Here is a 23,978-nt window from a genome sequence, read left to right on the forward strand (position 1 = left end):
TGGCGGGGTTTCCTTCGTCAAACCGGGCGTCAGATCAGGCGCGCAAACAGCGCCGCGCGTGTCGAAAAAGCACAATCCCGCGCCAAGTACCAGCCATCCCCTTTGAAAAGATAGGGATATGCACCATTGCCGGTCATCACTGGGGTCTTCATTGCTCGGCGGTGGCCACGCCGGGCTGAAGGCTGGCTTCGACCGCGGCAAGCCTTTCGGCCTCGCCCAGCGGCTTGGCACTGTTGAGCTTGTCCATCAGTCCGCGCAGCACATCCGTGGTCTCCCGGTTCAGCGACCGGGTCCGCTGCCTTTGCGGCAGCGCATTGCCGTCCGCGTCGGTTGAGGCGCTGGCCACCAGCGGGGTCGCCCGCGGCTCCGGCAGGGGATTGTCGACGCCGGGTATGGCCCGGAGTTCGATACCCTGGTGGGCGTAATCCATCACCCGCTTGAAGGTCATCGCCGGCAGCGATCCGCCGGTCATCCGGTTGGAGGACGTGTAGTCGTCATTGCCGAACCAGACCGCGGCCGCGAAGTTTCCGGTGTAACCGCAGAACCATGCGTCGCGGTAGGCCTGCGTGGTGCCGGTCTTGCCCGCGGTCAGCACGCCGTCGACGGCGGCGCGCCGTGCCGTGCCGACATAGGGCACCCGTGTCAGCATCTGGTTCATGTAAGCGGCGGCGGTTTCGGTCAGCACACGCTCGGGCGCCGGTTCGTCGCGGCTGAAATCATAAAGCACATCGCCATTGTAGTTCATGATCTGCGCGATGCCATGGCGGCGCGACTGGTAGCCGCCGGCGGGAAACACGGCATAGGCCGTGGCCTGGTCGAGCACGGTGACTTCAGAGGTGCCGATAGGAATGGTGACATCGCGCCGGATAGGTGTTTCGACGCCGAACTTCTTTGTCATTTCCATGATCTGGCCGATCGCATCCTCGCCGAGCCGCTCCTTGGCGAGCCGCACCGGAATGGTGTTGATCGAGCGGGCCAGCGCGGTCTTGATGTCGACGCGGCCGGAATAGCCGCCGGAATAGTTGCCCGGCGCCCAGTTGCCCCAGCGGATCGGCGCGTCGACGATCGGGCTGTCCGGCGTCATGCCTTTTTCCATGGCCAGCGAATAGGTGTAGATCTTGAACGAGGAGCCCGGTTGCCTGAGCGCGCGCGAGGCGCGGTTGAACTGGCTCTCGCCATAGTCTCTTCCGCCGACCATGGCGCGCACGGCACCGCCGTTCTCGATTAGCACCAGCGCCGCCTGGCTTGCCCGGTAGCGATCGCCATACTGGCGCAGCGTCGTCTCGACGGCGGCATCGGCGGCTTCCTGCATGCCCGGGTCGAGCGTGGTACGCACGATCAGCGAATGCTGGGCAAATCCACCGGCGATGCGCTTGACCTCGTCGAAGGCCCAGTCGAGGAAATAATCGGGTGCATCCCGGTCGCCGCGGTCGATGACGCTGGCCGGGTTGCGTCGCGCGCCGATCACCTGGCCCTCGGTCATCAGGTCACCCTGTACCAGATTGGACAGCACCTCGTTGGCGCGGGCCCGCGCCGCCGGCAGGTTGATGTGCGGCGCGTAGCGGGCAGGGGCCTTGAACAGGCCGGCCAGCATCGCCGCTTCCGCGATCGAGACCTCGGTGATGTCCTTGCCGAAGTAGAACTGCGCCGCCGCCGCTGCTCCAAAGGTGCCGCCGCCCATATAGGCGCGGTCGAGATAGAGCCTGAGGATTTCCTTCTTCGACAGGTTGGCCTCGAGCCAGAAGGCCAGGAACGCTTCCTTGACCTTGCGCTCGATGGTCCGCTCGTTGGTCAGGAACAGGTTCTTGGCCAGCTGCTGGGTGATGGTGGAGCCGCCCTGGACCACCGAGTTGGCCTTGACGTTTTCGGTCATGGCGCGGGCGAGGCCCAGGAAATCGATGCCGAAATGATCGAAGAAACGCCGGTCCTCAGTGGCCAGCACCGCCTTGATGAAGTGATCGGGCAGCTGGTCGACAGGCGCCGAATCCTCGTGGATGATGCCGCGATGGCCGATCTCGTTGCCGTAGCGGTCAAGGAAGGTGACGGCGAAATCGTCCCGCGCCTGCCAGTTGCCGGCGGTTTCCTCAAACGCCGGCAGCGCCAGCGCCAGCAGCAGCACGAAGCCCGCGGTACCGGCATTCATGCCCTCGCCGGCGACCTCGAACACCGCCTTCCAGACCCCGCGGGTGCGGAACCGGCGGAAGAAGATGGTGATCTCCTCCCAGATCTCGCCGACCCTGAAACCGGCATTCCAGATGGTGGAATCGATCCAGGAGTCGATGCGCAGAAGGATGTTGGAGCGCTTGCGGGGCCGGTTTTCCTGATTGAACGGGTCTTGCACGGGTCTTGGGTCCATTGCGGGCTTGGCGACCAGCATCGTCGCGCGTTGCTTTTGCCGCGGTGCAGGATGTCACCACAGTTTTTGCCCCCTGTGAGCTATGCTTTTGGCGCATTTTCAGTCAAAGGACAAGCCGTCGGCGCATGCGTGCGCGCCAAGCAGATGATAAAAAGGAAGCCGCTCATGAACGCCAAGCCCTTCTGGAAAGCCAAGACGCTTTCCCAGATGACCAGGGCCGAATGGGAAAGCCTGTGCGACGGGTGCGGCCGCTGCTGCCTCAACAAGCTCGAGGACTGGGACACCGGCGAAATCGCCTGGACCAACATCGCCTGCCGGCTTCTCGACGGCCAGTCCTGCCGCTGCAAGGACTATGACAACCGCCAGGCGACGGTGCCCGACTGCATCGGGCTGACGCCTCAGCAGGTCGAGACCATCACCTGGCTGCCGCCGACCTGCGGCTACCGGCTGGTGGCCCAGGGCGCCGATCTCTACTGGTGGCATCCGCTGGTCTCCGGTGATCCCGAGACCGTGCACGAGGCCGGGGTCTCGGTGCGCGGCCGCACGGTGAGCGAGGCCGGCATCGAGGTCGAGGATTTCGAGGACCACCTGGTCGACTGGCCGGGCGAGGAGCCCTGAGCGGCGGGCGCGCCGTTTTTTCGCCACGAAGGTGGAACCAAGACTGCACAAGCGGCGTTTAGTCCCCGTATTCCAAACGGAGGGACTATCCGATGATCCAGTGGATCCTTATTTTGCTTATTGTCGCAGCCGTCGCCGGCCTGCTTGGTTTTGGCCGCCTGTCGGGCGCAGCGCTGACCGGCGCCAAGCTTCTGATTGCCGTCGTGCTGATTCTTTTCCTGCTTGCCGTTCTCGGCATTGTCGCCATCGCCTAGCGCGAAACGTCCTTCATCCCCCAAGCTGAAGCACGCCTTGAGCCGCCGGAGAGATTTCTCCGGCGGTTTTTTCATACGCTGGCCCGGGGTGTGCCGGGGGGTGCGCCGGGCGTGTGCCCGAGGGTGTAGATCCCAGGCGCTTGCGAAGACGCCGGTCATCCCCACTTTAGGGTGCCAGGCCAATGCATGTCGCGCTCAATCGGATTCAATTGAGCGATAACGAACATGTATTATTTCAAAGTGCTACAGCATCCTTTGCGCATCCAAATGGATGCGCGGCGCTGCAGGACCCGAACGCAGGAGACATGCACCGTGGCAGACACACCCGACACGCCGCCGAAACTCGAGACCCTTCTCTCCGGAGAGGCGCGCCCGCAGAACCAGTCGCTTGCGTTGAACTATGCCGCGGCGGGCGGCGAAAACATCGGCATCGAGCTCGATGCCCGGGTCGTGCCGGCGACGATCACCGCGCTGACCAGCCTGCTGGGCCAGGTGATGTCGAGCCTGCCGGAGGAGGAGTGGCCGAATTTCCAGGTGCTCAAGACCACCGCGATGGGCCTCGCCATGAACGCCGAGGGTGAACTGGCGCTGGCGCTGGAACTCGAAGGCGGCGGCCAGCTGACGCTCGGCCTCGCCAAGGGGGACTTGGCCCTGCTGCGCGATGAGATCGACGAGGCGATGCGGATTGCGGGGGATTTGCGGCATTAGGGGGATTGAGCCGGGCGTCAGCCAGGACGCTCGGCTTTCAATTCGGCGAGCAACGGTCCGGCATTCACCGCGCGGCCTTTGCCGCTGGCCTTGCCTTCGTCATAGGCGCGCTTCAGCCGGTTGAGTTCGAGCGCGCGGATTTCCTGTTGGCATACGTAGCTACTGAGTTACAGCGAAGACGAACTTAAGCCCTAGGCTTTTCATCACGCTTTTCCTTGCTAACATCCTTACCGGTCTTAGGATCGGGAGGGTTTTCAACAGGCGGCGCAAAATCTTGTCGCCTTTCTTGTCGTTAGTCTGTTTTTTGGGTTCGGGCATGTTTCCATCCAGAAAGAAATTCAAGTTTCAAGTTACACCATCGGACCGCGAATTGTGGGCTATAGGCATGGTGGCAATGCAGTGGTCGCTTCTGGAAGCGTGGGTGTCGACTTTGGTTCAAGGTTTAGCCCAACATGACGAAGACGCCCTAGCTCGTTTCAATACTACCCATTCCCTAGAGGGTAGGTTGGAAACCTGGAAAGAACTCACCAAGGAAAAGATGCAGGAACCCTACTGTAGTAGGATGCTACGGCTTCACCAAAGAGCTGTCGACACAAAGCAGATGCGCGATAGGATCATTCACGGCATTTGGTCGTCTAACGATCCCGTAGCCACCACGATTCAAGGCGGGGCACCTAAGCATCCTTTCAAATGGTCTCCCAAATTCGACAAGATCAAGGAAACAGCCGAGAGGATCGACAATCTGATGATGGATATCCTTCAGATGCTTGCCGAATTGTCTCCAGACAAGAACGAGGTCAACGGGCGTGATGCATTGCGACAAACATTAAAACAGCCAAATCACCCACGTTCGAAAAATGAGGGTTAGCTTCCTTCCAAAGAAAAAATGCCTTTGGTCCCTTTAGCCTCATCGCTGCCGTTGCATTGTTGAGTTCAATTTCATTGCCCTGCTCTATACCGGCCTGGCGCCAATCATCGATATTCACCATGGTACGCAAAAGGCTCGTGATAGGAAAATAATCCTTGACCCCGTCACGGTCCTCTGGTAGGGTTATGTCATCGTCACAGAACTGCGCCGATAGCGGTGCGGCGGCGAGGGCGGTGGTGCCTGCGGGTGCACCGGTTTGAGAGTTTGATGAATGCGCGAGGCGCCTCTGGATTTTCAGGGGCGCTTTTTTGGTGGCCGCTGCCCGGAGGGGTGGCCGGATTTTTTGGATCTTTGCGAGGCATGTGATGACCGAGGCTTATGCGGCCGCCGGGCGGCTTGGGCTGTCCGCGACGGATGTTTCTGTCGCGGGCGAGCTGGCGCTGGTCGACCGGCTGATCGATCTGCTCACGGCGCTCGAACCGTTCGAGATCAAGCAGTCGGCGGTGTCCGGCGATTCGGGGCCAGGAGAGGGGCGAGTGCCGGGGAAAGGGCAAGAGAAAGGGCAAGGGATCGGTGACGGGATTTGCGACGCCGCCGGTGATGCGGCAGCGGTCGCGACTGCAGGTTCGGTGATGGCCGCGACCTCTGAGACCGGAGCGCAGCTCGCTGCGGCAGAGGCGGCGGATGCCGGGCCTGTGCCGGAGGGCCATGCGGCGAAGCCTTCCGCCGAGAGCACCAGGGCCATGCTTGCCCGGATGCGCGCAGTGCTCGACCGCGAGGCGGCACGGCTGGGCGAGGACGGGCTCGAGGGCAAGGCGGCGGTCGACCAGGTGGCGCTGATTGCCCGCACGCTCGAGAAGATCGACCAGATGGAACGGCTGATCGCCGAGGACCAGGCCCGCACCGCTGGGCAGCGGCTTGGGCCACAGGAACGCGAGCAGCTGCGGCAGACGGTGCGGCAGCTCATTATCGCCGCCGCCGAGCGTCTGGCGGTCGAGCGGGCAGGCGGGCCGGATGAGGCCCATGAGGCCCATGAGGCCAATCAGGCAGGGCAGGCGCGGTCATCAGCATCGCCGTGCGGACCGCCCGGATGACCGCCCCCTTGACCATGCCCTTGGTTACGCCCCTGGCACCGCTTTTGGCCAGCGCAGTGTCCGCTTGGTTTGCGGCAAGGCTGGCGGCGAGCGTCTGGGACAATCCGGTGCCCGGCGCGCCGGTGCCGCTCCGCAACCTCGTGGCGCTGGGCCGGCAATTGCCGCCGGTGTGGCGCAGGCCGCCGGCCCTCACGGAGCCGGACCTTCCCGGCGATATCCGGGATGCCGGGGACCCGGAGGCGGCAACGCCCAGCACGGGGGACATTTTCGCCGGGGATCTTTTCGCCGAGGACCTGGTCACAGCCCACATCGCCCGGTTCGACGACCGAACGCTGATGGCGCACGCCCATGACTGGTCCCTGACGGCGCGGCCCGAACAATTGCCGCCTCGCGGCGCGTGGCGCACCTGGCTGATGATGGGCGGGCGCGGCTCGGGCAAGACCCGCGCCGGGGCCGAATGGGTGCACGCGCTTGCCACCGGCGATATGCCGGGGCTGGGGCGCGATGGCCGCATCGCGCTGGTGGCCGAAACATTTGGCGATGCCCGCGAGGTGATGATCGACGGCATCTCCGGCATTCTCGGCGTGGCGCGAGCGGAGCGGCCGAGCTTCGAAGCGACGCGGCGCAGGCTGGTCTGGCCTTCGGGCGCGGTGGCGCAGATGTTTTCGTCCGAAGATCCCGAAAGCCTGCGCGGGCCGCAATTCGATCTTGCCTGGTGCGACGAACTCGGCAAGTGGCGCCATGCCCGCGAGACCTGGGACATGCTGCAATTCGGTCTCCGGCTCGGCACGTCGCCGCGCCAGCTGGTCACCACCACGCCGCGGGCGACGCCCTTGATGCTGGCGCTGGTCAAGGACAAGGCGACGCGGGTGACACGGATTCGCACCGAGGACAATGCGGCCAACCTCGCGGCGGGTTTTCTCGAGACCATCCGGGCGCGCTACGGCGGCACGCGGCTGGGGCGGCAGGAACTCGACGGCGAATTGATTGCCGACCGCGAGGACGGGCTGTGGCGGCGCGAGCAGATCGAGGCGCTGGTGGTGCGCACGCACGGGCCGCTCCATCGCATCGTCGTGGCGGTCGATCCGCCGGCCTCGGGCGAGGCGAAACACTCCTGCTGCGGCATCGTCGCCGTTGGCCTTGATGCCGAGGGTCGCGCGGTGGTGCTGGCCGACGGCTCGGTCGAGGGCGCAAGCCCATCGCACTGGGCGGGCGCGGTGAGCCGGCTCTACCGCCGCTTCGACGCCGATTGCGTGGTGGCCGAAATCAACCAGGGCGGCGACATGGTGACGAGCGTTCTGAGAACCGTCGATCCGACGCTGCCGGTGAGGCAAGTGCGGGCGACGCGCGGCAAGTGGCTGCGCGCCGAACCGGTCGCCGCTCTCTACGAGCAGGGCCGGGTGGCTCACGCCGGCCACTTCGCGGCACTGGAAGACCAGATGTGCGATTTCGGCCCCGACGGGCTCTCCTCCGGCCGCTCTCCCGACCGGCTCGATGCGCTGGTGTGGGCGCTGACCGAACTGATGCTGGGCCGGAGAGGCGAGCCGCAGGTGCGGCATCTGTGAGCGGTGTTCAGCCGTAAAACAAAGCGGCGAGGGCGAACAGGCCGGTCAACAGCAAGGGCGGCCAGCCGATGTGGCGACCGCGGCTGACCACGAGATCGAAAATGCCGACCGCGGTAAAACTCAGGCCGACACTGCCCAGGATCATCGTTTGCAGATGCGGCTCGTCAAAGGCCAGCACGTAAAGAATGACGGCCAGAACGATCCAGGTAACTGATGTGACGTGCCAGGCGAACCGCAAGACCATGCGGGCCAGATGGTGGTCGAGCACCCGGTTGCCGCGATGTTTGAACAGCGGCCGCAACAGATAGATTTCGCCGCCGATTGAATGAAGCACGGACGTCACAACCAGCCCGGCAATGCTGGCGACGACCAACCATTGAAACAGCAAACGGCCACTCCTTGTGGGCAGGGATCCGCATCTTCAGGCGGTGCGCGGCGGCAAACAGACGTCAGGTTCTAACCACTGGATTTTGAAAGGGCAACAACATGGCATTCGGATTTCGGCTTCCCTGGACCCGCGCCGCCGCGTCACGACCGCCTGCCGCCAGGAACTGGTTGCCGGGCGCGATCGCGGCGCTGTCGGGCGACGCGGGCGCACGCTGGAGCGGGCGCTCCTATGCAGGCCTGGCGCGCGAAGGCTTCATGCGCAACCCGGTGGCGCACCGTGCGACGCGGATGATTGCCGAAGCCGCGGCCTCGGTGCCCTGGCTGGTGTTTGACGGCGGCCGCGAGCAGGAGCGCCACCCGGTCAGGGACCTGCTCATGAGGCCCGATCCGAACGGCGCGGGCGACGGTTTCTTCGAGACACTTTACGGCCACCTGGTGCTCGCGGGCAATGCCTGGATCAACCCGGTCGGCGCCGGCGGAAGGATCGCCGGGCTGCAACTGCTCAGGCCCGACCGGATGCGGGTGATCGAGGGCGCCGACGGCTGGCCGGTGGCCTATGAGCACCAGTCCGGCGGGCGGCGGCAGCGCTTTGCCGTCAACCCCGAGGAGGGGCCGGGGCTCTTGCACCTCAAGCTGTTTCATCCGCTCGACGATCACCTCGGCTTCGCGCCGCTGGAAGCAGCGCTGATGGCGCTTGATCTGCACAATGCGGCGATGAGCTGGAACAAGGCGCTGCTCGACAATTCCGCCCGGCCCTCGGGCGCGCTGGTCTACCAGCCCAAGGACGGCGGCAACCTGACGCCGGAGCAATATGAGCGGCTGAAGGCCGAACTCGAGGACGGCTACCAGGGCGCGCGACGGGCCGGGCGGCCGATGCTGCTCGAGGGCGGGCTCGACTGGAAGGCGATGGGGCTGACCCCGCGCGACATGGATTTCGTCGAGGCAAGGAACGGGGCGGCGCGCGACATCGCGCTTGCGCTCGGCGTGCCGCCGATGCTTCTGGGCATCCCCGGCGACCTGACCTACGCCAACTACCAGGAGGCCAACCGCGCCTTCTGCCGCCTCACCGTTTTGCCGCTGGTCGGCCGCACCGCGCAGGCGCTGACCGCCTGGCTGCAGCCGGTTCATGGCGCGGGGCTGAAGATCGATTACGACGCCGACCGCCTGCCGGGGCTTGCCGCCGAGCGCGACGGGCTCTGGGCCCGGCTCGGCGCCGCAGATTTCCTCACCGACGAGGAAAAGCGGGAAGCCGTGGGATATCAAAATGTTGCGGGCTGAACCGGACTCAATCCGGCAGCCAGATGAATCAGTTTGTGAACAAGAATTGACCGTCAGGGGCGGAGGTGAAGCGATGCCTAATATTGATCCGGACCCCGCGATGCTGGCGGCACGGATCGCCGGCGCGGTTGCCGGAGCTCTGGTCTCGCTCGCCTACATGATGCCGCGTGGCGCACGCGAAGCGATGGCCCGTGCGGTCGCGGGCATCGTCTCCGGCCTGGTCTTCGGCGGCCCGGCGGGTGTTGCGCTGACGCAGTGGATGGGCGTGTCCGACATGCTCTCGCCCGCCGAGACACTGCTTACCGGATCGGCGGCGGCGAGCATGACCGCCTGGTGGGCGCTGGGCGCGCTCGCCCGCATCGCCGACCGGACCGGGCGCGGACCCCGAGCCTGAGCCGGGCCCGCATCGACCCCATTTCGACACCAACAAGGACATCATCATGACACCTGACTGGAGCGCATCCGGACGGCAGCACAAGCGCGTCGATCTGGCATTGGAGGACGTGAGCGGCGATGGCAGTTTCTCGGGCTATGCAAGCCTGTTCGGTGCGGTCGATCTCGGCCGCGACGTGATCGAGCCCGGCGCCTTCGCCGCCTCGCTGAAGCGCCGGGGAGCGGGCGACGTGCGCATGCTCTACCAGCACGACCCGGACCAGCCGATCGGCCGCTGGCTGTCGATCCGCGAGGATGCGCGCGGCCTGCATGTCGAGGGCAAGCTGTCGCTTGGCGTGGCCCGCGCCCGCGAGGTGCACGAGCTGATGAAATCCGGCGCGCTCGACGGGCTGTCGATCGGCTTCCAGACCCTTCGCGCCCGCAACGAGGCCAAGGCCGGGGTGCGAAGGATATTGAGCGCCGATCTCTGGGAGATCTCGGTGGTGACGTTTCCGATGCAGCCGGGCGCGCGGGTGACCGCGGTCAAGGCCGCATCCGGGCTGACCGCGCCGCCGACAGTGCGCGAACTCGAACGCCGGCTCACGCGGGATGCGGGGCTGACACGGCGCCAGGCGCGCGGGCTGATCGCCCGCGGCTTCGGCGCGCTTTCGGACAGGCAGGACGCTGGCCCGGAGGATCTCAAACGCCTGGAACGGCAGTTGCGCAGGCTAACCGCGACGCTCGGCCGTTCCACCCCTTCCACCGACAACACCCTGTTGAAAGGACGACCAATGACCTTCCAGACCAGGGCGCCCCGCGCGCCCGAAACCAAGAGCATCGACGCCGACGTCTCCGCCGCCTTCGAGGACTTCATGTCCGCCTTCGAGCATTACAGGCAATCCAACGACGAGCGGCTGAGCGAGATCGAGCGCCGCGGCGGCGCCGATGTGATCACCGAGGAAAAGATGGCCCGCATCGACACGGCGCTCGACGAGCAGAAACGCGCGCTCGATGCGCTCGCGGTCAAGCGCGCGCGGCCCGATCTCGGACGCGGCGCGGCGCAGCCCAGCGCCGTGCGCCAGGCCTTCGACGCCTATGTCCGCCGTGGCGACGAGGCGGCGCTGCGCCAGACCGAACTCAAGGCGATGTCGGCGGGCAGCGATGCCGATGGCGGCTACCTGGTGCCCGACGAACTCGACACCGAGATCGGCCGGCGTCTCTCCGAACTCTCGCCGATCCGCTCGATCGCCACGGTGCGGCAGGTCTCCGGCGCTGTGCTGAAGAAGCCGTTTGCCCTGAACGGTATGGCCACCGGCTGGGTCGGCGAGACCGACGCGCGGCCGCAGACGAACACGCCGCAGCTCGCCGAGCTGCAGTTCCCGACCATGGAGCTCTACGCCATGCCGGCCGCCACCGCCTCGCTGATCGAGGACAGCGCGGTCGACATCGAGGGCTGGATCGCGAGCGAAGTCGAGGCGGCGTTTGCCGAGCAGGAGGGCGCGGCATTTGTCACAGGTGACGGCGTCAACAAGCCGCGCGGTTTCCTCGATTATCCGAGCGTCGCCGACGACAGCTGGAGCTGGGGCAATCTCGGCTTCGTCGCCACCGGCGCTGCGGGCGCCTTCGGCGCGGACCCGTCCGACCGGCTGGTTGAGCTGATCTATGCGCTCAAGGCCGGACACCGGCAGAACGGGCGCTTCGTCATGAACCGCAAGACGCAGGCCCAGATCCGCAAGTTCAAGGATGCCGACGGCAACTATCTCTGGATGCCGCCAGCGGGCGCCGGCCAGGCCGCCTCGCTGATGGGCTTTCCCGTGGTCGAGGCCGAGGACATGCCGGATGTCGCGGCCAACGCGCTGGCGCTTGCCTTTGGCGATTTCCGCCGCGGCTACCTGGTGGTCGACCGGACGGGCGTGCGCATCCTGCGCGATCCCTATTCGGCCAAACCCTACGTGCTGTTCTACACCACCAAGCGCGTCGGCGGCGGGGTGCAGAATTTCGAGGCGATCAAGCTTCTGAAATTCGCCGCCTGACGGAGCCTTCGCTCCTTGCGAGCAACCCCTCTCCCGGCTTCCGGGGGAGGGACTCGGACCCCCAACCCACGCACACCCCGGAGACTGCCATGACCCTGATTTCAACCGATCCGCCGCTGGCGGAACCGGTGACGCTTGCCGAGTTGAAGGCGCATCTGCGCATCGATGCGGGCGACGAAGACACGCTGCTCGAAGGCCTGATCCGGGTCGCCCGCGCCCATCTCGAAGCGGTCACGGGCGTGGCGCTGATCACCCAGGGCTTTCGCTTGGCTCTCGATGACTGGCCGCGCGGCGAGGTGATTCATTTGCTCAAGACGCCGGTTCAAACCATTGATGCGATTCTGGTTTACGACGCCGACGGCGTGGAACAGACCCTCGATCTGTCGGGGCTCGTGCTTGACGGCACCGCGCACCCGGCGCGGCTCATGGTGCGGCAACGACCGCCTGCCGGCCAGCCGATCAACGGCATCGAGATCGAGTTCACCGCGGGCTTCGGTTCGGGCGCGGAGCTGCCGCCAGAACTCAAGCGCGCGGTTCTGATTCATGCCGCTTATCTCTATGAATTCCGCGGCGCGGTAACCCCGGACATGCAGCCTGCGGCGATCCCCGCGGGCTATGACCGGTTGATTGCGCCTTGGCTGTGGCGGGCTCTCTGATGGGCGGGCTGTTCATCGATCCGGGCCGCTTGAGCGCCCGGCTGGATCTGGAAACGCCGGCCGATCTGTCTGACGGGCAGGGCGGCGTGACCGGGGGCTGGACGCCGGTGGCGAGCGTGTGGGCTCGGATCGAGCCGCTGCGCGCTGCGCCCCGAGAAGAGGCGAGCGCGGGCACCGCGCCCATCACCCACCGGGTCACCTTCCGCTATCGCGACGATGTCCGCCACACCATGCGCTTCGTCCACCGCGGCCGCGAGCTATTGATCCGCGCCGTGCGCGATCCCGACGAGAGCCGCCGCTACCTGGTCTGCGATTGCGAGGAGACAAGGCCATGAGCGCCAATCAACTGCAACAGGCGGTCGTCGAGCGTCTGGCCAATGACCCGGATGTGCTCGCCATCACCGGTGCAGGCCGGATCTTCGACCGGCTGATCACCCGCGCCGAGCCGCCTTACCTGGTGCTGGGCGAGATCATCAGCACCGACTTTTCGACCGGCGATTCCGATGCCAGCGAACACCGCTTCGAGATTGAGGCCTGGAGCAAGGACAACGGCCGCAGGGAGGCGGTCGAACTCGCCGATGCTGTCCGCGCCGCCCTGCATGACGCGGATCTGACACTCGCGGGCGCGGTGCTGGTCAATCTCCGCCACGTACGCACCACGAGCCGCCGCGCGCCCAAGACCGGGCTGCATGTGGCGCGGCTGAGGTTCCGCGCGGTGACCGAGCCGTGATCCCGGTACGCGCCGGCAATTCAATCGGACAAGCAGAAAGGACACATCCATGACCGCCCAGAAAGGCAAGGACCTGCTCATCAAGATCGATGATGGCGGGAGTTACGTCACCATCGCCGGCCTGCGCGCAAGGAGGCTGGCCTTCAATGCCGAGGCCGTCGACATCACCGACGCGGAATCAGCGGGGCGCTGGCGCGAGCTTTTGGGCGGCGCCGGGATGCAGCGGGCCTCGCTGTCGGGCGGCGGGCTGTTCAAGGACCAGGCCAGCGACGGGCTGACGAGAAGCGTCTTCTTCGCAAGCGAGATCCGTGACTGGCAGGTGGTGATCCCGGATTTCGGCACCGTGACCGGGCCGTTCCAGATCACGGCGCTCGAATATGCCGGCCGGCACGATGGCGAGATGACCTTCGAGATCGCGCTCGAATCCGCCGGCGCGCTTGTCTTCGCTGCTGTGTGAGGTGGCGATGAGCGTTCATCCCAACCGCCGCCGCGGCGAGATCGCGGCGCAATTCGATGGCGAGATCCGGCTGCTGTGCCTGACGCTGGGCGCGCTGGCCGAACTCGAAAGCGCCTTCGGCGTCGACGATCTCGTCGGGTTGGCCGAGCGCTTCGAGGCCGGAAAGCTCTCGGCCGGCGACATCATCCGCATCGTCGGCGCGGGCCTGCGCGGTGCGGGAAACCGGCTGAGCGACGAGGACGTGGCCGAGATGTCGACCGAGGGCGGGGCTGCGGGCTTTGCCCGGATTGCAACCGAACTGCTCTGGCTGAGCTTCGGCGGCGCCGAGACCGACCGGCTTTCACAAGCAACACCCAATCGGGAGGGCCGGGCTCCGGACAGGCCCGAAAACCCTCCCGGGCCGCAGGTGGCACCGAGGTGACGATGCCGGACCGGACGTTTTTCCCCTGGGCGTCCGTGCTCCGCTTCGGCCTCGGCCACCTGCGGCTGCCACCCGATGCCTTCTGGCGACTGAGCCTTACTGAACTCAACGCGCTCGCCGGCGCAGGCGACCGGCCTGAAACGACCACCCGGAGCTCGTTGCAGGCGCTGATGGCGCTCTACCCGGACAGGCGCGGGGCGCCCGCCCAGCACAATCGAAAGGACCTTGCCGATGACCGATGAGCCAAACCTCAACGTCTCAGTCGAACTCGATCTCAATGGCGCCGACAGGGCGCTCGATGAGCTGACGCGCAAGGCCGACGCCTTTGGCGGGGCGTTGTCGGGCGCGCTCAAATCCGCGACCGTCGACGGCCGCGGCCTTGACGATGTGCTCAGAACGCTCGGAACCCGCATGGTCGGCATTGCGGTGGATGCCGGAACGCGCCCGCTCAACCAGCTGATGAGCAATTCGATCGCCGGGCTGACCGGCAGCCTTGGCCGGCTGTTGCCATTTGCCCGGGGCGGCGTGCCGGGCCGGATGCACGCCTTTGCCGATGGCGGCGTGGTCGGCGGACCGTCCTATTTTCCGATGCCGGGTGGCGATGTCGGGCTGATGGGCGAGGCGGGCGCGGAAGCGATTCTGCCGCTCGCCCGCGGGCCGGATGGACGTCTGGGCGTGGCGGCTGGTGGAGGAACCCAACCGGTGCAGGTGACCTTCAATGTAACCACGCCGGATGCGCAGAGTTTTTCCAAGTCCGAGGCCCAGGTCACCGCCATGCTGGCCCGTGCCGTCGGCCGTGGCCGGCGCGGCCTGTAGGAGGCAGACATGAGCAATGGTTTTCACGAGGTGCGGTTTCCGCTCCGGCTTTCGCTCGGCGCCAGCGGAGGGCCGGGACGGCGCACCGACATTGTCGCGCTGTCCAACGGCGGCGAAACCCGCAACGCCCGCTGGGCCGATGCACGGCGGCGCTATGACGCCGGAACCGGCCTGCGCGGGCTCGATGACCTCTATCAACTCACCGCGTTCTTCGAAGCTCGGCGCGGCCAGCTTTACGGCTTTCGCTTCCGCGATCCGGTCGACCATGCCTCGGCGCCGCCGGGGCAGGCGGTCACCGCCATCGACCAGCAGATCGGGGTGGGAGACGGGGTGAAGGTCCTGTTCGAACTGACGAAGACCTATGCCGATGCCGGCGGCGCCACCACGCGAAGGATTGAAAAGCCCGCCGAGGGCAGCGTCGTGCTGGCTGTCGGTGGCCTGGCGCTGGAACCGGGCGAATACGCGGTCGATCACATCACCGGCCTTGTCACGATTGCGCCCGGATCGGTTCCTGCGCTCGGCGCGATCGTGACCGCGGGCTACGACTTCGACATTCCGGTGCGCTTTGACACCGACCGCATCGAGATCAGCCTCGCGGCCTTCAAGGCGGGCTCGGTGCCGAGCGTGCCGCTGGTGGAGATCAGGCCATGAGGAATATTCCCGAAGCGCTTGCAACGCATCTTGAACAGACCTCGACCACCACCTGCCATGCCTGGCGGCTGACACGGACCGATGGCCTGGTGCTGGGCTTCACTGAGCACGATCATGATCTCGAATTCGCCGGTACGGTGTTTTCCGCTGCCACCGGATTTCGCGCCAGCGAGGTGGAAAGCGGGCTGGGACTGGAAGCCGACGCCGCCACTGTGGCCGGCGCCTTTTCCGATGCGTCGATCAGCGCCGACGATCTGGCGCTCGGGCGTTATGACGGCGCCCGCGTAGAGACCTTTCTGGTCAACTGGCAGAGTCCGGGCGACCACGTGCTTCTGTCGACGCGGGAGCTGGGCGAGGTCCGCACCGCCGGACAGGCCTTCACGGTCGAATTGCGCAGCCTGGCAGCTTCGCTCGACCAGCCGCATGGGCGGCTCTACGGACGCCGCTGTGACGCCGACCTGGGCGACGCAAGCTGCGGCAAGGACATCTCCGCGGCTCCGTTCACCCTGAGCGGGACTGTCGTCGCGGTCAGCGACGAGATGACGTTGATCGTGAGCGGTCTCGACGGTCGGCCCGCGGGCTGGTTCGACCAGGGCCGTATACGTTTCGTGACCGGCCTGCTTGCCGGCCTGTCCGCCGACATTTCCAGCCATGCGATTGAGCCCGGCGGAGCGCGGTTGGGGCTGTGGTCGCCGTTGGCGCGGCTGCCCGCGCCTGGGGATCAGGTGTCGGTCACCGCGGGCTGCGACAAGTCTTTTGAGACCTGTTCAGCCAGGTTCGGCAACGGATTCAATTTCCAGGGCTTTCCCTATCTGCCCGGCAGCGACTTTGCCTATGGCTATGCCGATGCCGATACCGTCCACGACGGAAGGCCGATCGTGCCATGAGCGCGGAACCTCACGGCCAGCGCATCGTCGCCGCGGCGCGCGGCTGGATCGGCACGCCCTACCGGCATCAGGGATCGCGCAAGGGCGTCGGCTGCGATTGCCTCGGGCTGGTGCGCGGCGTCTGGACCGAGATCACAGGCAGCGTGACGCAAGATCCAGGCGCCTATGCGCCCGACTGGGCCGAGCGGGCCGGAGCCGAGCGGCTTCTGTTGGCGGCACGGCTGCATTGCGGCGATCCTGTTGGGCTATCGGAGGTGATGGCCGGTGACATCGTGCTGTTCCGCTGGCGCGACGGCGTCTCCGCCAAGCATGCGGGCATTTTGTCCGGCCCGGATCATTTCATCCACGCCTATGAACCGGTTGGCGTGATCGAAAGCGCGCTGGTTCCTTCCTGGTGGCGGCGGATCGCCGCCGTTCACCGCATTCCCCAGACCAGCTGAAAAGCGAGACACGACATGGCGACAATCCTTTTGCAGGTGGCCGGCGCTTCGCTCGGCGGTGTCTTCGGACCGGTCGGCACGGCGATCGGCTCCGCCATCGGCGCCACCGTCGGCGGCATGCTCGACACCGCGCTGATCAACTCCACCCGGACCATTGCCGGACGGGGCCTGAGTGGCGCGCGGATACCATCGGCCGATGAAGGCTCGCCGATCCTGCGCGTGCATGGCTCGATGCGCATCGCCGGCGCATTGATCTGGGCGACCCGGTTCGAGGAAACCGTGACGCAGGAACGCCAGGGCGGCAAGGGCGGCGGACCGAAGGTCGAGCGCTATCACTATCACGCCAATTTCGCGCTTGGGCTGTGCGAGGGCCCGATCGCCTTCATCCGGCGGGTCTGGGCCGACGGGCGCGAGCTCGATCTCGAAAGCCTCGACATGCGGATCTATCGTGGAACCGCGAGCCAATTGCCCGATCCGTTGATCGAAGCCAAGCAGGGTGCCGGACGGGCGCCGGCCTGGCGCGGGCTTGCCTATGTTGTGTTCGAGCGCTTGCCGCTTGACGATTTCGGCAACCGGATTCCGGCGCTGCAGTTCGAGGTGATCCGGCCGGTGGGCGGGCTGGAACCGGCAATCGAGGCGGTGGCGCTGATCCCTGGTTCGACCGAGCATGGCTATGCGACGACGCCGGTGCGTGAGACCACCGGGGTCGGCGCCGCGCGAACGCTCAACCGCAACATGCGCCAGGCGTCCACCGACTGGACCCAGTCGATCGACGAATTGCAGGCGCTGTGCCCCAATCTCAAGTCGGTCGCGCTGGTGTCGGCCTGGTTCGGCGACGATCTGCGCGCCAGCCATTGCCGCTTCCGTCCCGGTGTCGAGGTGGTCTCGCGCAACGTCGAGACGCGGCCCTGGAAGGTGGGCGGGCTCGACCGGACAACCGCGCATCTGGTTTCCACCAGCAATGGCGGCCCGGCCTATGGCGGCACGCCTGACGATGCCGCGCTCGTTGAGGCGATCCGCGATCTCAAAGCGCGCGGGCTCAAGGTGGTGCTCTATCCCTTCGTGCTGATGGACATACCGGCCGGCAATGGCCTACCAGATCCTGGCGGCGGAACCGGGCAGCCGGTCTACCCCTGGCGCGGGCGGATGAGCGCGAGTATCGCGCCGGGATTGCCGGGAACGCCGGACGGCACGGCCACTATGCGAGCCGAAATCGATGCGCTGTGTGGCGGAACGCTTGTGTCCGATGTCGTCGTCTCGGGCGACATCGTTGCCTGGTTCGGCGGCGACGAAGGCTACCGGCGCTTCATCTTGCATCACGCCGCACTGGCCATCGCCGCCGGCGGTGTCGACGGCTTTGTCATCGGCTCGGAGATGATCGGCCTGACCCGGCTCAGGGATGATGCCGGGGCGTTTCCCTTTGTCGATCAGCTGATCCAGTTGGCCGCCGACACCAAGGCGATGCTGGGCGGGGCGACGACGGTGACCTATGCCGCCGACTGGACCGAATATGCCGGCTACCGGCCCGATGACGGTTCCGGCGACGTTCATTTCAATCTCGATCCGCTCTGGGCCCATCCGGCCATCGGCGCCATCGGCATCGACAACTACATGCCGCTGAGCGACTGGCGCGACGCGGATCTGTCGGCCGGCAATCCCGATGATGCGAATTTTGCCAATGATCAGGCAGCCATGCGAGCCGGCATCGTCGGCGGTGAAGGCTATGACTGGTACTATGCGAGCAAGGCGGGCCGGGATGCGCGGGAGCGGCTGGCGATCACCGACGGTCTTGCGGGCAAACACTGGGTCTACCGGGTCAAGGATCTGCGCGGCTGGTGGCAGAACCAGCATTTCGATCGGGTCGGGGGAGCCGAGGCGTTAAGCCCCAGCCCCTGGGTGCCCGGCTCGAAACCGTTCTGGTTTGCCGAGCTTGGCTGTCCGGCGGTCGACAAGGGCGCGAACCAGCCCAACCTGTTTCCCGACCCGAAATCGTCGGAAGGCGCGATCCCCTGGTACTCGTCGGGCGGGCGCGATGACCTGGCGCAGCGGGCGTTTCTCGAGGCGCATCTTGCCCACTGGTCGGGGGCGGCGAATGCAGATGGCATGGTCGCCACCGACCGTATTCATCTGTGGACCTGGGACGCGCGGCCGTTTCCGGCGTTTCCGCTGTCCGCGCGGGTCTGGTCCGACGGCCCGAACTGGCGTACCGGCCACTGGCTCAATGGCAGGCTGGGGACCGTTGCGCTGAAGGACCTGATCGCGGCCATCCTGACGGAAGCCGGAATGACCGGTTTCAACGTGGACCGTGTCGACGGCATGGTGACCGGGCATGTGATCTCGAGCCCGGCCTCGGTGCGCGCGGTGCTGGCGCCGCTGGTCGAGGCCTTCGCCATCGATGTCCGGGAAGGGGCCGGTGGGCTGGAGTTCACCTCGCGGCTCACCCGTGGCGCGGCGCCGCTGGAAATCGATGCGGTGGCGGAGCCCGCCGAGGGGCCGCTGTTCGAGGAAATCCGTGGCGAACGCAGCGAGTTCGCCAACGAGGCCGTTCTGCTGTCGGCCGATCCGATGAGCGATTACGCCCCGGCCTCGGCCCGATCGCGCCGGCTCGAGGGCGAGGCCGCGCGCCAGCATGATCTGCCCCTGAGCGTTGCGATGGAGGCGGGACTGGCCCGCGTCACCGCCGATCGCTGGCTGCAGGATCACCGCTTGCAGCGCCGCCAGCTGCGCTTTGCGCTGCCGCCACAGGCCGCCGGAATTGAGTCTGGCGACACCGTCCGGTTCGCGATGGAGAACGCCCCGCCGAGCCGCTTCCGCATCACCCGCATCGAGGATGGCGAGATCCGCCGCATCGAGGCCGTGGCTCATGTTGGGGCCGCTGCGCCGCGGTCGAACGAGGACTACGGCGGCGAAACGGGCAACGATGCCAATGCGCCATTCGCACCGGAAGTCGTTCTGCTCGACTTGCCGGTGCTGTCGGGGAACGACGAAACCGGATGGGCAAGGGCAGGGGCACTGGCGATCCCCTGGCGGCAGATGGTTCTGTCGAGTTCCGTTGAAACCGAAGGCTATGCGGCGCGGGTGACGCTGGATGCGCCGGCCCGCATCGGCGCGCTGGCCGAGGCCTTGCCGCCGGGGTCAATCGAAGGACGGTTTGACTGTGGCAACGCGATCCTGGCCGATCTGGGTTTTGGCGGCCTTTCGAGCGCCAGCCGTCTGGCGGTGCTCAACGGCGCCAACGCGGTGGCGGTCCGCTCGGAAGCCGGGAGCTGGGAGATCATCCAGTTCGAGATCGCCGAGGAGATCGCACCGGGACGCTGGCGGCTTGAAAGCCTGTTGCGCGGACAGGCCGGAACCGACGACGCCATGCGCGCCGGCGCAGCCTCCGGTTCGGCCTTCATCGTTCTCGACGGCGCGGTCAGATCTCTCGGACTGACCCTGGATGAGGCCGGTCGCGCCTACAACTGGATCGCGGAAGCAAGCGGCGGACTGGCCGGCGTGCCATCGCCGACGATATTCGCCGGAGGGGAACGGGCGCTCACGCCGCTGTCGCCGGTGCACCTTCGCGCCGAGAGGCGGGCGGAAGGCATCGGGCTGTCCTGGATCCGCCGCGGCAGGCTTTCGGCTGACAGCTGGACCCCCGCCGAGATTGCCAATGACGAGGGCTTCGAGCGCTACCGCATCGAGATCCTCGACGGGGCCACAATTATCCGGACGGCCGAAACCGGAACGTCGGACTGGCTTTATCCGGCAGCCGATGAACTCGCCGATTTCGGCGCTCCGCAGGTGCAGCTGACCTTTCGCGTCGCACAGGCCGGAAAGCGCGTCCCCTGGGGGATCAGCCGAACGGCAGCATGCAGTCTCTGATCTCCTCACACGGCGTCTCCAAACCGGACTGAAGATCCAGCCCGAAAACCTTGAAAGGACATCTGCGATGACCGACGTCAAACCCTGGTGGCAATCGAAAACCCTGTGGGGCGCCATCGTCACGATAGGTTCGGCCGTGCTTGGCCTGACGGGACTTGATCTCGGCGAGACGGATCGCGAGGCGCTGACCGGGCTTCTGGCTTCGCTCGGTGCCGCGATTGGCGGCATGATCGCCATCTTTGGGCGGATCAAGGCCAAAAACCGGATCGGGTGAACCCCGCTTGGCGACCGGTGCCGGTTTCCATTCATTTGCGGTTCAGGCAGGATCTTGTATCACTGGCTCCAAGATGAAATACGAACCGCTCCAGGGCTGATCATGATCATGAATTTCCTCAGTATCGGCTTAGTCGCCGCCCAGGCCGCAACCATGGCGCCGGTCGCCACCGTGTCGCAGGATCTGCGGGCGCCTGATGGCACCGCCATCGTCCGCACCGCCGCCGACTGCTCGGGCGCAGCCAATCAGGTTGTCGGCCAGACCGGCGGACAATTGCTCTCTGCTTCCGCCCAGACGGAAGGCGGTCAGGCGGTCTGCGTGATCACGGTACTGGTACCCGGCAGCGGTAATGACCGCCCGAAGAAAGTCACCGTCACGGTTCCGCAGTAGGAAAACGGCAGTGCAATCGGGGCGGGGCTCGGCAGGTCCTGAAATGCCTGGCCTTGTCACGCCGGCCTGTGCGGATCGCGCGAGTCGGTGCATGGTAAGAGGGCGCGTACAGGCGGTATTGAGCCGACCGCGCGAAGACACAAAGCGGGAGCAGTTCAAGTGCGCATCTTGATCGTCGAGGATGACAAGGATCTCAATCGCCAGCTGGCCGAGGCGCTGCTGGAGCAGGGCTACGTGGTCGACCGGGCCCATGATGGCGAGGAAGGCCATTTCCTCGGTGACACGGAGCCCTATGACGCGGTGATCCTCGATATCGGCTTGCCAGAAATGGACGGCGTCACCGTGCTTGAGAAATGGCGCGCTGACGGCCGCGCCATGCCGGTGCTGATCCTGACCGCGCGCGATCGCTGGAGCGACAAGGTCGCCGGTATCGACGCCGGCGCAGATGACTATGTCACCAAGCCGTTTCACGTCGAGGAGGTGCTCGCACGCATCCGCGCCTTGATCCGCCGCGCCTCCGGCCATGCCTCTTCCGAGATTACCTGCGGTCCGGTCCGGCTCGACACCAAGGCGTCCAAGGCCAGCGTGGATGGTACAACGCTGAAACTGACCAGCCACGAGTACCGGCTTCTCTCCTATCTGATGCACCACATGGGAGAGGTGGTGTCGCGCACCGAACTGGTCGAACACATGTATGATCAGGATTTCGACCGCGATTCCAACACCATCGAGGTTTTCGTCGGCCGGCTGCGCAAGAAGATCGGCGTCGAGCTGATCGAGACCGTGCGCGGTCTCGGCTACCGGATGGTTGCGCCCGAAGGCGACAGCAGCGGCAAGTCCGGATGAAGCGCGGTTCGCTTACCGCCCGCGTCCTGCTGTTTGCATCCGTATGGGCCGTGATCGCCCTGGTGGCGATCGCCATTGTCATTTCCCAACTCTATCGGACCGGCAGCGAACGCGCCTTTGCCGACCTGCTCCGTGCCCATCTCAACAGCGTCATCAATGCAGTGACAATCAACGAGCAGGGGCGCCTGGCTGGCAATCCGCAACTGGGCGACCTTGTGTTCGACCAGCCCGGCAGCGGCTGGATCTGGCTGGTTGAGCCGCTTGGTGGCCTGGATGGCCCGCGGTTGGCTTCGATTTCCATCGGCGAAGAGGCGATACCGTCCCCATCACTTGAGATCTTGCCCTTCGGTGATCGTTATCAGCGCAGCTACGCGGCCGATGATGGCTTTGGCAACCACCTGGAAGTCATCGAGACTGAAGTCGAACTCGACAACCAGGGCCATGCCGCACGGTTCCGCGTCGGCGGCAACCGCGCGGTGCTGGAAGCCGAAATCGCCGATTTCTCGGCCAATCTCTACCTGGCGCTGGCGCTGTTCGGGATTGGCAGCCTGATCGTCAACGCCATCGCCATTCTTTATGGTCTCCGGCCGCTCGATCATGCCCGGCAGGCGCTCGGCCGCATCCGCGCCGGCGAGGCGCAGCAGCTCGACGGCAGTTTTCCGCGCGAGATCGCGCCACTGGCCGGCGAGATCAACGCGCTGATCGAGGCCAATCATCGGGTCATCGAGCGGGCTCGCATGCAGGTCGGCAACCTGGCCCATTCGCTCAAGACGCCGATTGCCGTTCTCATCAATGAATCCCGCGACATGACGCCGGCGCATGCGAGCCTGGTGCGCACCCAGGCCGAAACCATGCAGGCGCAGGTGCAGACCTATCTCGACCGCGCGCGCATAGCTGCCCAGCGCGGCAGCGTTCTGGCGCGCACGGAAGCGGCGCCCGTCATCGAACGGCTGGTGCGGGTGATGGCAAAGCTCAACCGGGACCTGGACTTTGCCGCCGATATCGAACCGCGCGACGCGGTGCTGGCCATGGAAAGCCAGGATCTTGAGGAGGCGCTCGGCAACCTGGTGGAGAATGCCGCCAAGTTCGCGCGCAACAAGGTCGTGGTCAGATTGCGCCCGGCGCCCGCCGTCGAGGGCGAGAGGCCGATGGTCCGCATCGACATCGACGATGATGGCCCAGGCCTCGATGATGAAGGCATGCGCGAGGCAATGAAACGCGGCCGCCGTCTCGACGAATCCAAGCCCGGAACCGGTCTCGGTCTGTCGATCGTTGGCGAGATCGCGTCGGAGTACAAAGGCAGTTTCACGCTGGCGCGCGGCGAAAGCGGCGGCCTGTCGGCACGATTGACCCTGCCGGCGCTGATCACGGAGGCTTGAACCGACGTGGTTGGTTACCAGGCGCCCGCTCGGGTAGTCTCGATGGGAGGTGCGGTGGTGCGCCACAATGCCGCCACAGGAACAAGGCATGAACCTGAAGAGGCGGAGGTCCCGGTTTTGCGGGGCTTGTCCGCAATTCAAGCGAGGATGACGGCAGCATGGCAATTTTGGTCTCAAGAGTGACGCGGTTCGGTATCATTGCCTTGCTGGCGGGAGCAGTTGCCGGATGTGCCGCCACCGGGGGTGTGCAGCCTTTGGCGTTCGCACCCGTCTCCACTCCCAAAGTGGCCGACAGCGACGCCATTCTGGCCGCGCTCAATGGCGGAATCCTGCCGCCGGACGCCGCTGGCGGTCTGGCCGGGCCCGACCGGTTGCGCGCTCTGGAAGCCGAATACCAGGCGCTGGAAAAAGCCTCGCTTGGCCAGGTCGTCGCCTGGAAGAGCCAGGCCCGGGGAACCGCCGGCGAGGTTTCTGCCGGAACACCCTATCAGGTCGGCCAGCAGAACTGCCGCCAGTACACCCATACCGCCACCATCAGGGGTGTGCCGGTGAAGGGGCAGGGAGCAGCCTGCCGCAACGAGGATGGCAGCTGGACGCCGCTGGGTTGATTGCTGGTTTCGGCGCGGAAAGGTCA

At 66.0% G+C, this 23,978-nt stretch carries 27 protein-coding genes and 1 pseudogene; 26 read left to right on the forward strand and 2 right to left on the reverse strand.

The annotated features are described in order from the left end of the window. Positions 1 to 148: 148 nt before the first annotated feature. Positions 149 to 2,356 (reverse strand): transglycosylase domain-containing protein, encoded by a 2,208-nt coding sequence (locus tag GTW23_RS17080; protein WP_252916661.1) that lies wholly within the window; start codon positions 2,354 to 2,356, stop codon positions 149 to 151. 165 nt (positions 2,357 to 2,521) lie between these two features. Here GTW23_RS17080 and GTW23_RS17085 point away from each other — a divergent pair, with 165 nt between their 5' ends. The 6 genes from GTW23_RS17085 to GTW23_RS17110 all read left to right on the forward strand — a co-directional run bounded on the left by GTW23_RS17085 (position 2,522) and on the right by GTW23_RS17110 (position 7,463). Further along, positions 2,522 to 2,974 (forward strand): YcgN family cysteine cluster protein, encoded by a 453-nt coding sequence (locus tag GTW23_RS17085; RefSeq protein ID WP_252916662.1) that lies wholly within the window; start codon positions 2,522 to 2,524, stop codon positions 2,972 to 2,974. Between the two features lie 92 nt (positions 2,975 to 3,066). Beyond that, on the forward strand, positions 3,067 to 3,228 hold the full coding sequence (locus GTW23_RS17090; RefSeq protein WP_152009347.1) for a DUF1328 family protein: 162 nt from the start codon (positions 3,067 to 3,069) through the stop codon (positions 3,226 to 3,228). 312 nt (positions 3,229 to 3,540) lie between these two features. Beyond that, positions 3,541 to 3,936, forward strand: a complete 396-nt coding sequence (locus GTW23_RS17095) for a hypothetical protein (RefSeq protein WP_252916663.1) — start codon at positions 3,541 to 3,543, stop codon at positions 3,934 to 3,936. A 316-nt stretch (positions 3,937 to 4,252) separates the two neighbouring features. After that, positions 4,253 to 4,804, forward strand: a complete 552-nt coding sequence (locus GTW23_RS17100; RefSeq protein ID WP_252916664.1) for a hypothetical protein — start codon at positions 4,253 to 4,255, stop codon at positions 4,802 to 4,804. A 365-nt stretch (positions 4,805 to 5,169) separates the two neighbouring features. Beyond that, on the forward strand, positions 5,170 to 5,898 hold the full coding sequence (locus GTW23_RS17105; protein WP_252916665.1) for a hypothetical protein: 729 nt from the start codon (positions 5,170 to 5,172) through the stop codon (positions 5,896 to 5,898). Positions 5,899 to 6,233: 335 nt separating this feature from the next. Then, entirely contained in the window at positions 6,234 to 7,463 is a 1,230-nt protein-coding gene (locus GTW23_RS17110) for a DNA-packaging protein (protein WP_252916978.1), read from the forward strand. 7 nt (positions 7,464 to 7,470) lie between these two features. Here the strand turns inward: GTW23_RS17110 and GTW23_RS17115 are convergent, their stop codons facing one another. Beyond that, positions 7,471 to 7,851, reverse strand: coding sequence for a hypothetical protein (locus GTW23_RS17115; protein WP_252916666.1), 381 nt, complete (start codon positions 7,849 to 7,851; stop codon positions 7,471 to 7,473). Positions 7,852 to 7,949: 98 nt separating this feature from the next. Between GTW23_RS17115 and GTW23_RS17120 the strand changes: the two genes are divergently transcribed. The 20 genes and pseudogenes from GTW23_RS17120 (at position 7,950) to GTW23_RS17215 (ending at position 23,952) form a co-directional block, all read left to right on the forward strand. Next, a complete protein-coding gene (locus GTW23_RS17120; RefSeq protein ID WP_252916667.1) occupies positions 7,950 to 9,128 on the forward strand; it encodes a phage portal protein in 1,179 nt (392 codons plus the stop codon). A gap of 73 nt (positions 9,129 to 9,201) precedes the next feature. Then, positions 9,202 to 9,522 carry a DUF6107 family protein gene (locus GTW23_RS17125; RefSeq protein ID WP_252916668.1) on the forward strand — a complete coding sequence of 107 codons (321 nt, stop codon included), beginning with the start codon at positions 9,202 to 9,204 and terminating at the stop codon, positions 9,520 to 9,522. Between the two features lie 46 nt (positions 9,523 to 9,568). Then, positions 9,569 to 10,042, forward strand: a pseudogene (locus GTW23_RS17130) (HK97 family phage prohead protease); the annotation flags it as partial. 249 nt (positions 10,043 to 10,291) lie between these two features. Next, complete coding sequence (locus GTW23_RS17135; protein WP_252916979.1) at positions 10,292 to 11,533, forward strand: phage major capsid protein; 1,242 nt, start codon at positions 10,292 to 10,294, stop codon at positions 11,531 to 11,533. A gap of 89 nt (positions 11,534 to 11,622) precedes the next feature. Then, complete coding sequence (locus tag GTW23_RS17140; RefSeq protein ID WP_252916669.1) at positions 11,623 to 12,189, forward strand: head-tail connector protein; 567 nt, start codon at positions 11,623 to 11,625, stop codon at positions 12,187 to 12,189. Continuing rightward, the gene (locus GTW23_RS17145) at positions 12,189 to 12,524 is read left to right on the forward strand and encodes a phage head closure protein (protein ID WP_252916670.1); all 336 of its coding nucleotides are present in this window, start codon (positions 12,189 to 12,191) and stop codon (positions 12,522 to 12,524) included. The genes GTW23_RS17140 and GTW23_RS17145 overlap by 1 nt, the downstream gene beginning before the upstream one ends. Then, positions 12,521 to 12,919, forward strand: coding sequence for a DUF3168 domain-containing protein (locus tag GTW23_RS17150; protein WP_252916671.1), 399 nt, complete (start codon positions 12,521 to 12,523; stop codon positions 12,917 to 12,919). The genes GTW23_RS17145 and GTW23_RS17150 overlap by 4 nt, the downstream gene beginning before the upstream one ends. Before the next feature lie 49 nt (positions 12,920 to 12,968). After that, positions 12,969 to 13,376 carry a phage major tail protein, TP901-1 family gene (locus GTW23_RS17155; protein ID WP_252916672.1) on the forward strand — a complete coding sequence of 136 codons (408 nt, stop codon included), beginning with the start codon at positions 12,969 to 12,971 and terminating at the stop codon, positions 13,374 to 13,376. Between the two features lie 7 nt (positions 13,377 to 13,383). Beyond that, complete coding sequence (locus GTW23_RS17160) at positions 13,384 to 13,797, forward strand: gene transfer agent family protein (protein WP_252916673.1); 414 nt, start codon at positions 13,384 to 13,386, stop codon at positions 13,795 to 13,797. Positions 13,798 to 13,799: 2 nt separating this feature from the next. Continuing rightward, a complete protein-coding gene (locus GTW23_RS17165; protein WP_252916981.1) occupies positions 13,800 to 14,039 on the forward strand; it encodes a rcc01693 family protein in 240 nt (79 codons plus the stop codon). Then, complete coding sequence (locus GTW23_RS17170; RefSeq protein WP_252916674.1) at positions 14,029 to 14,613, forward strand: phage tail tape measure protein; 585 nt, start codon at positions 14,029 to 14,031, stop codon at positions 14,611 to 14,613. The genes GTW23_RS17165 and GTW23_RS17170 overlap by 11 nt, the downstream gene beginning before the upstream one ends. A 9-nt stretch (positions 14,614 to 14,622) precedes the next feature. Next, on the forward strand, positions 14,623 to 15,264 hold the full coding sequence (locus tag GTW23_RS17175; protein WP_252916675.1) for a DUF2460 domain-containing protein: 642 nt from the start codon (positions 14,623 to 14,625) through the stop codon (positions 15,262 to 15,264). Further along, a complete protein-coding gene (locus GTW23_RS17180) occupies positions 15,261 to 16,151 on the forward strand; it encodes a DUF2163 domain-containing protein (protein WP_252916676.1) in 891 nt (296 codons plus the stop codon). Before GTW23_RS17175 ends, GTW23_RS17180 begins: the two co-directional genes overlap by 4 nt. Further along, positions 16,148 to 16,591: an NlpC/P60 family protein gene (locus GTW23_RS17185; protein ID WP_252916677.1), complete on the forward strand. Its 444-nt coding sequence runs from the start codon at positions 16,148 to 16,150 to the stop codon at positions 16,589 to 16,591. The genes GTW23_RS17180 and GTW23_RS17185 overlap by 4 nt, the downstream gene beginning before the upstream one ends. A 15-nt stretch (positions 16,592 to 16,606) precedes the next feature. Then, positions 16,607 to 20,455 (forward strand): baseplate multidomain protein megatron, encoded by a 3,849-nt coding sequence (locus GTW23_RS17190; RefSeq protein ID WP_252916678.1) that lies wholly within the window; start codon positions 16,607 to 16,609, stop codon positions 20,453 to 20,455. 67 nt (positions 20,456 to 20,522) lie between these two features. Beyond that, on the forward strand, positions 20,523 to 20,729 hold the full coding sequence (locus tag GTW23_RS17195; protein WP_252916679.1) for a hypothetical protein: 207 nt from the start codon (positions 20,523 to 20,525) through the stop codon (positions 20,727 to 20,729). A 108-nt stretch (positions 20,730 to 20,837) separates the two neighbouring features. Further along, complete coding sequence (locus tag GTW23_RS17200; RefSeq protein ID WP_290129014.1) at positions 20,838 to 21,119, forward strand: hypothetical protein; 282 nt, start codon at positions 20,838 to 20,840, stop codon at positions 21,117 to 21,119. A gap of 159 nt (positions 21,120 to 21,278) precedes the next feature. After that, a complete protein-coding gene (locus GTW23_RS17205; protein WP_152009325.1) occupies positions 21,279 to 21,965 on the forward strand; it encodes a response regulator transcription factor in 687 nt (228 codons plus the stop codon). Continuing rightward, positions 21,962 to 23,344 (forward strand): sensor histidine kinase, encoded by a 1,383-nt coding sequence (locus GTW23_RS17210; RefSeq protein WP_252916680.1) that lies wholly within the window; start codon positions 21,962 to 21,964, stop codon positions 23,342 to 23,344. The genes GTW23_RS17205 and GTW23_RS17210 overlap by 4 nt, the downstream gene beginning before the upstream one ends. A gap of 158 nt (positions 23,345 to 23,502) precedes the next feature. After that, positions 23,503 to 23,952 (forward strand): hypothetical protein, encoded by a 450-nt coding sequence (locus GTW23_RS17215; RefSeq protein ID WP_252916681.1) that lies wholly within the window; start codon positions 23,503 to 23,505, stop codon positions 23,950 to 23,952. Positions 23,953 to 23,978 lie beyond the last annotated feature (26 nt).

The sequence above is a fragment of the Parahoeflea alexandrii genome, from assembly GCF_024105735.1.
In the GTDB taxonomy this organism is placed as follows: domain Bacteria; phylum Pseudomonadota; class Alphaproteobacteria; order Rhizobiales; family Rhizobiaceae; genus Hoeflea; species Hoeflea alexandrii.

Coding starts and splice junctions, on each gene's coding strand:
- GTW23_RS17185 (WP_252916677.1), top strand. CDS start 16,148: ATGAGCGCGGAACCTCACGGCCAGCGCATCGTCGCCGCGGCGCGCGGC.
- GTW23_RS17210 (WP_252916680.1), top strand. CDS start 21,962: ATGAAGCGCGGTTCGCTTACCGCCCGCGTCCTGCTGTTTGCATCCGTA.
- GTW23_RS17180 (WP_252916676.1), top strand. CDS start 15,261: ATGAGGAATATTCCCGAAGCGCTTGCAACGCATCTTGAACAGACCTCG.
- GTW23_RS17160 (WP_252916673.1), top strand. CDS start 13,384: ATGAGCGTTCATCCCAACCGCCGCCGCGGCGAGATCGCGGCGCAATTC.
- GTW23_RS17120 (WP_252916667.1), top strand. CDS start 7,950: ATGGCATTCGGATTTCGGCTTCCCTGGACCCGCGCCGCCGCGTCACGA.
- GTW23_RS17200 (WP_290129014.1), top strand. CDS start 20,838: ATGAATTTCCTCAGTATCGGCTTAGTCGCCGCCCAGGCCGCAACCATG.
- GTW23_RS17110 (WP_252916978.1), top strand. CDS start 6,234: ATGGCGCACGCCCATGACTGGTCCCTGACGGCGCGGCCCGAACAATTG.
- GTW23_RS17150 (WP_252916671.1), top strand. CDS start 12,521: ATGAGCGCCAATCAACTGCAACAGGCGGTCGTCGAGCGTCTGGCCAAT.
- GTW23_RS17155 (WP_252916672.1), top strand. CDS start 12,969: ATGACCGCCCAGAAAGGCAAGGACCTGCTCATCAAGATCGATGATGGC.
- GTW23_RS17090 (WP_152009347.1), top strand. CDS start 3,067: ATGATCCAGTGGATCCTTATTTTGCTTATTGTCGCAGCCGTCGCCGGC.
- GTW23_RS17190 (WP_252916678.1), top strand. CDS start 16,607: ATGGCGACAATCCTTTTGCAGGTGGCCGGCGCTTCGCTCGGCGGTGTC.
- GTW23_RS17195 (WP_252916679.1), top strand. CDS start 20,523: ATGACCGACGTCAAACCCTGGTGGCAATCGAAAACCCTGTGGGGCGCC.
- GTW23_RS17085 (WP_252916662.1), top strand. CDS start 2,522: ATGAACGCCAAGCCCTTCTGGAAAGCCAAGACGCTTTCCCAGATGACC.
- GTW23_RS17175 (WP_252916675.1), top strand. CDS start 14,623: ATGAGCAATGGTTTTCACGAGGTGCGGTTTCCGCTCCGGCTTTCGCTC.
- GTW23_RS17125 (WP_252916668.1), top strand. CDS start 9,202: ATGCCTAATATTGATCCGGACCCCGCGATGCTGGCGGCACGGATCGCC.
- GTW23_RS17105 (WP_252916665.1), top strand. CDS start 5,170: ATGACCGAGGCTTATGCGGCCGCCGGGCGGCTTGGGCTGTCCGCGACG.
- GTW23_RS17165 (WP_252916981.1), top strand. CDS start 13,800: ATGCCGGACCGGACGTTTTTCCCCTGGGCGTCCGTGCTCCGCTTCGGC.
- GTW23_RS17135 (WP_252916979.1), top strand. CDS start 10,292: ATGACCTTCCAGACCAGGGCGCCCCGCGCGCCCGAAACCAAGAGCATC.
- GTW23_RS17140 (WP_252916669.1), top strand. CDS start 11,623: ATGACCCTGATTTCAACCGATCCGCCGCTGGCGGAACCGGTGACGCTT.
- GTW23_RS17145 (WP_252916670.1), top strand. CDS start 12,189: ATGGGCGGGCTGTTCATCGATCCGGGCCGCTTGAGCGCCCGGCTGGAT.
- GTW23_RS17215 (WP_252916681.1), top strand. CDS start 23,503: ATGGCAATTTTGGTCTCAAGAGTGACGCGGTTCGGTATCATTGCCTTG.
- GTW23_RS17100 (WP_252916664.1), top strand. CDS start 4,253: ATGTTTCCATCCAGAAAGAAATTCAAGTTTCAAGTTACACCATCGGAC.
- GTW23_RS17080 (WP_252916661.1), bottom strand. CDS start 2,356: ATGGACCCAAGACCCGTGCAAGACCCGTTCAATCAGGAAAACCGGCCC.
- GTW23_RS17170 (WP_252916674.1), top strand. CDS start 14,029: ATGACCGATGAGCCAAACCTCAACGTCTCAGTCGAACTCGATCTCAAT.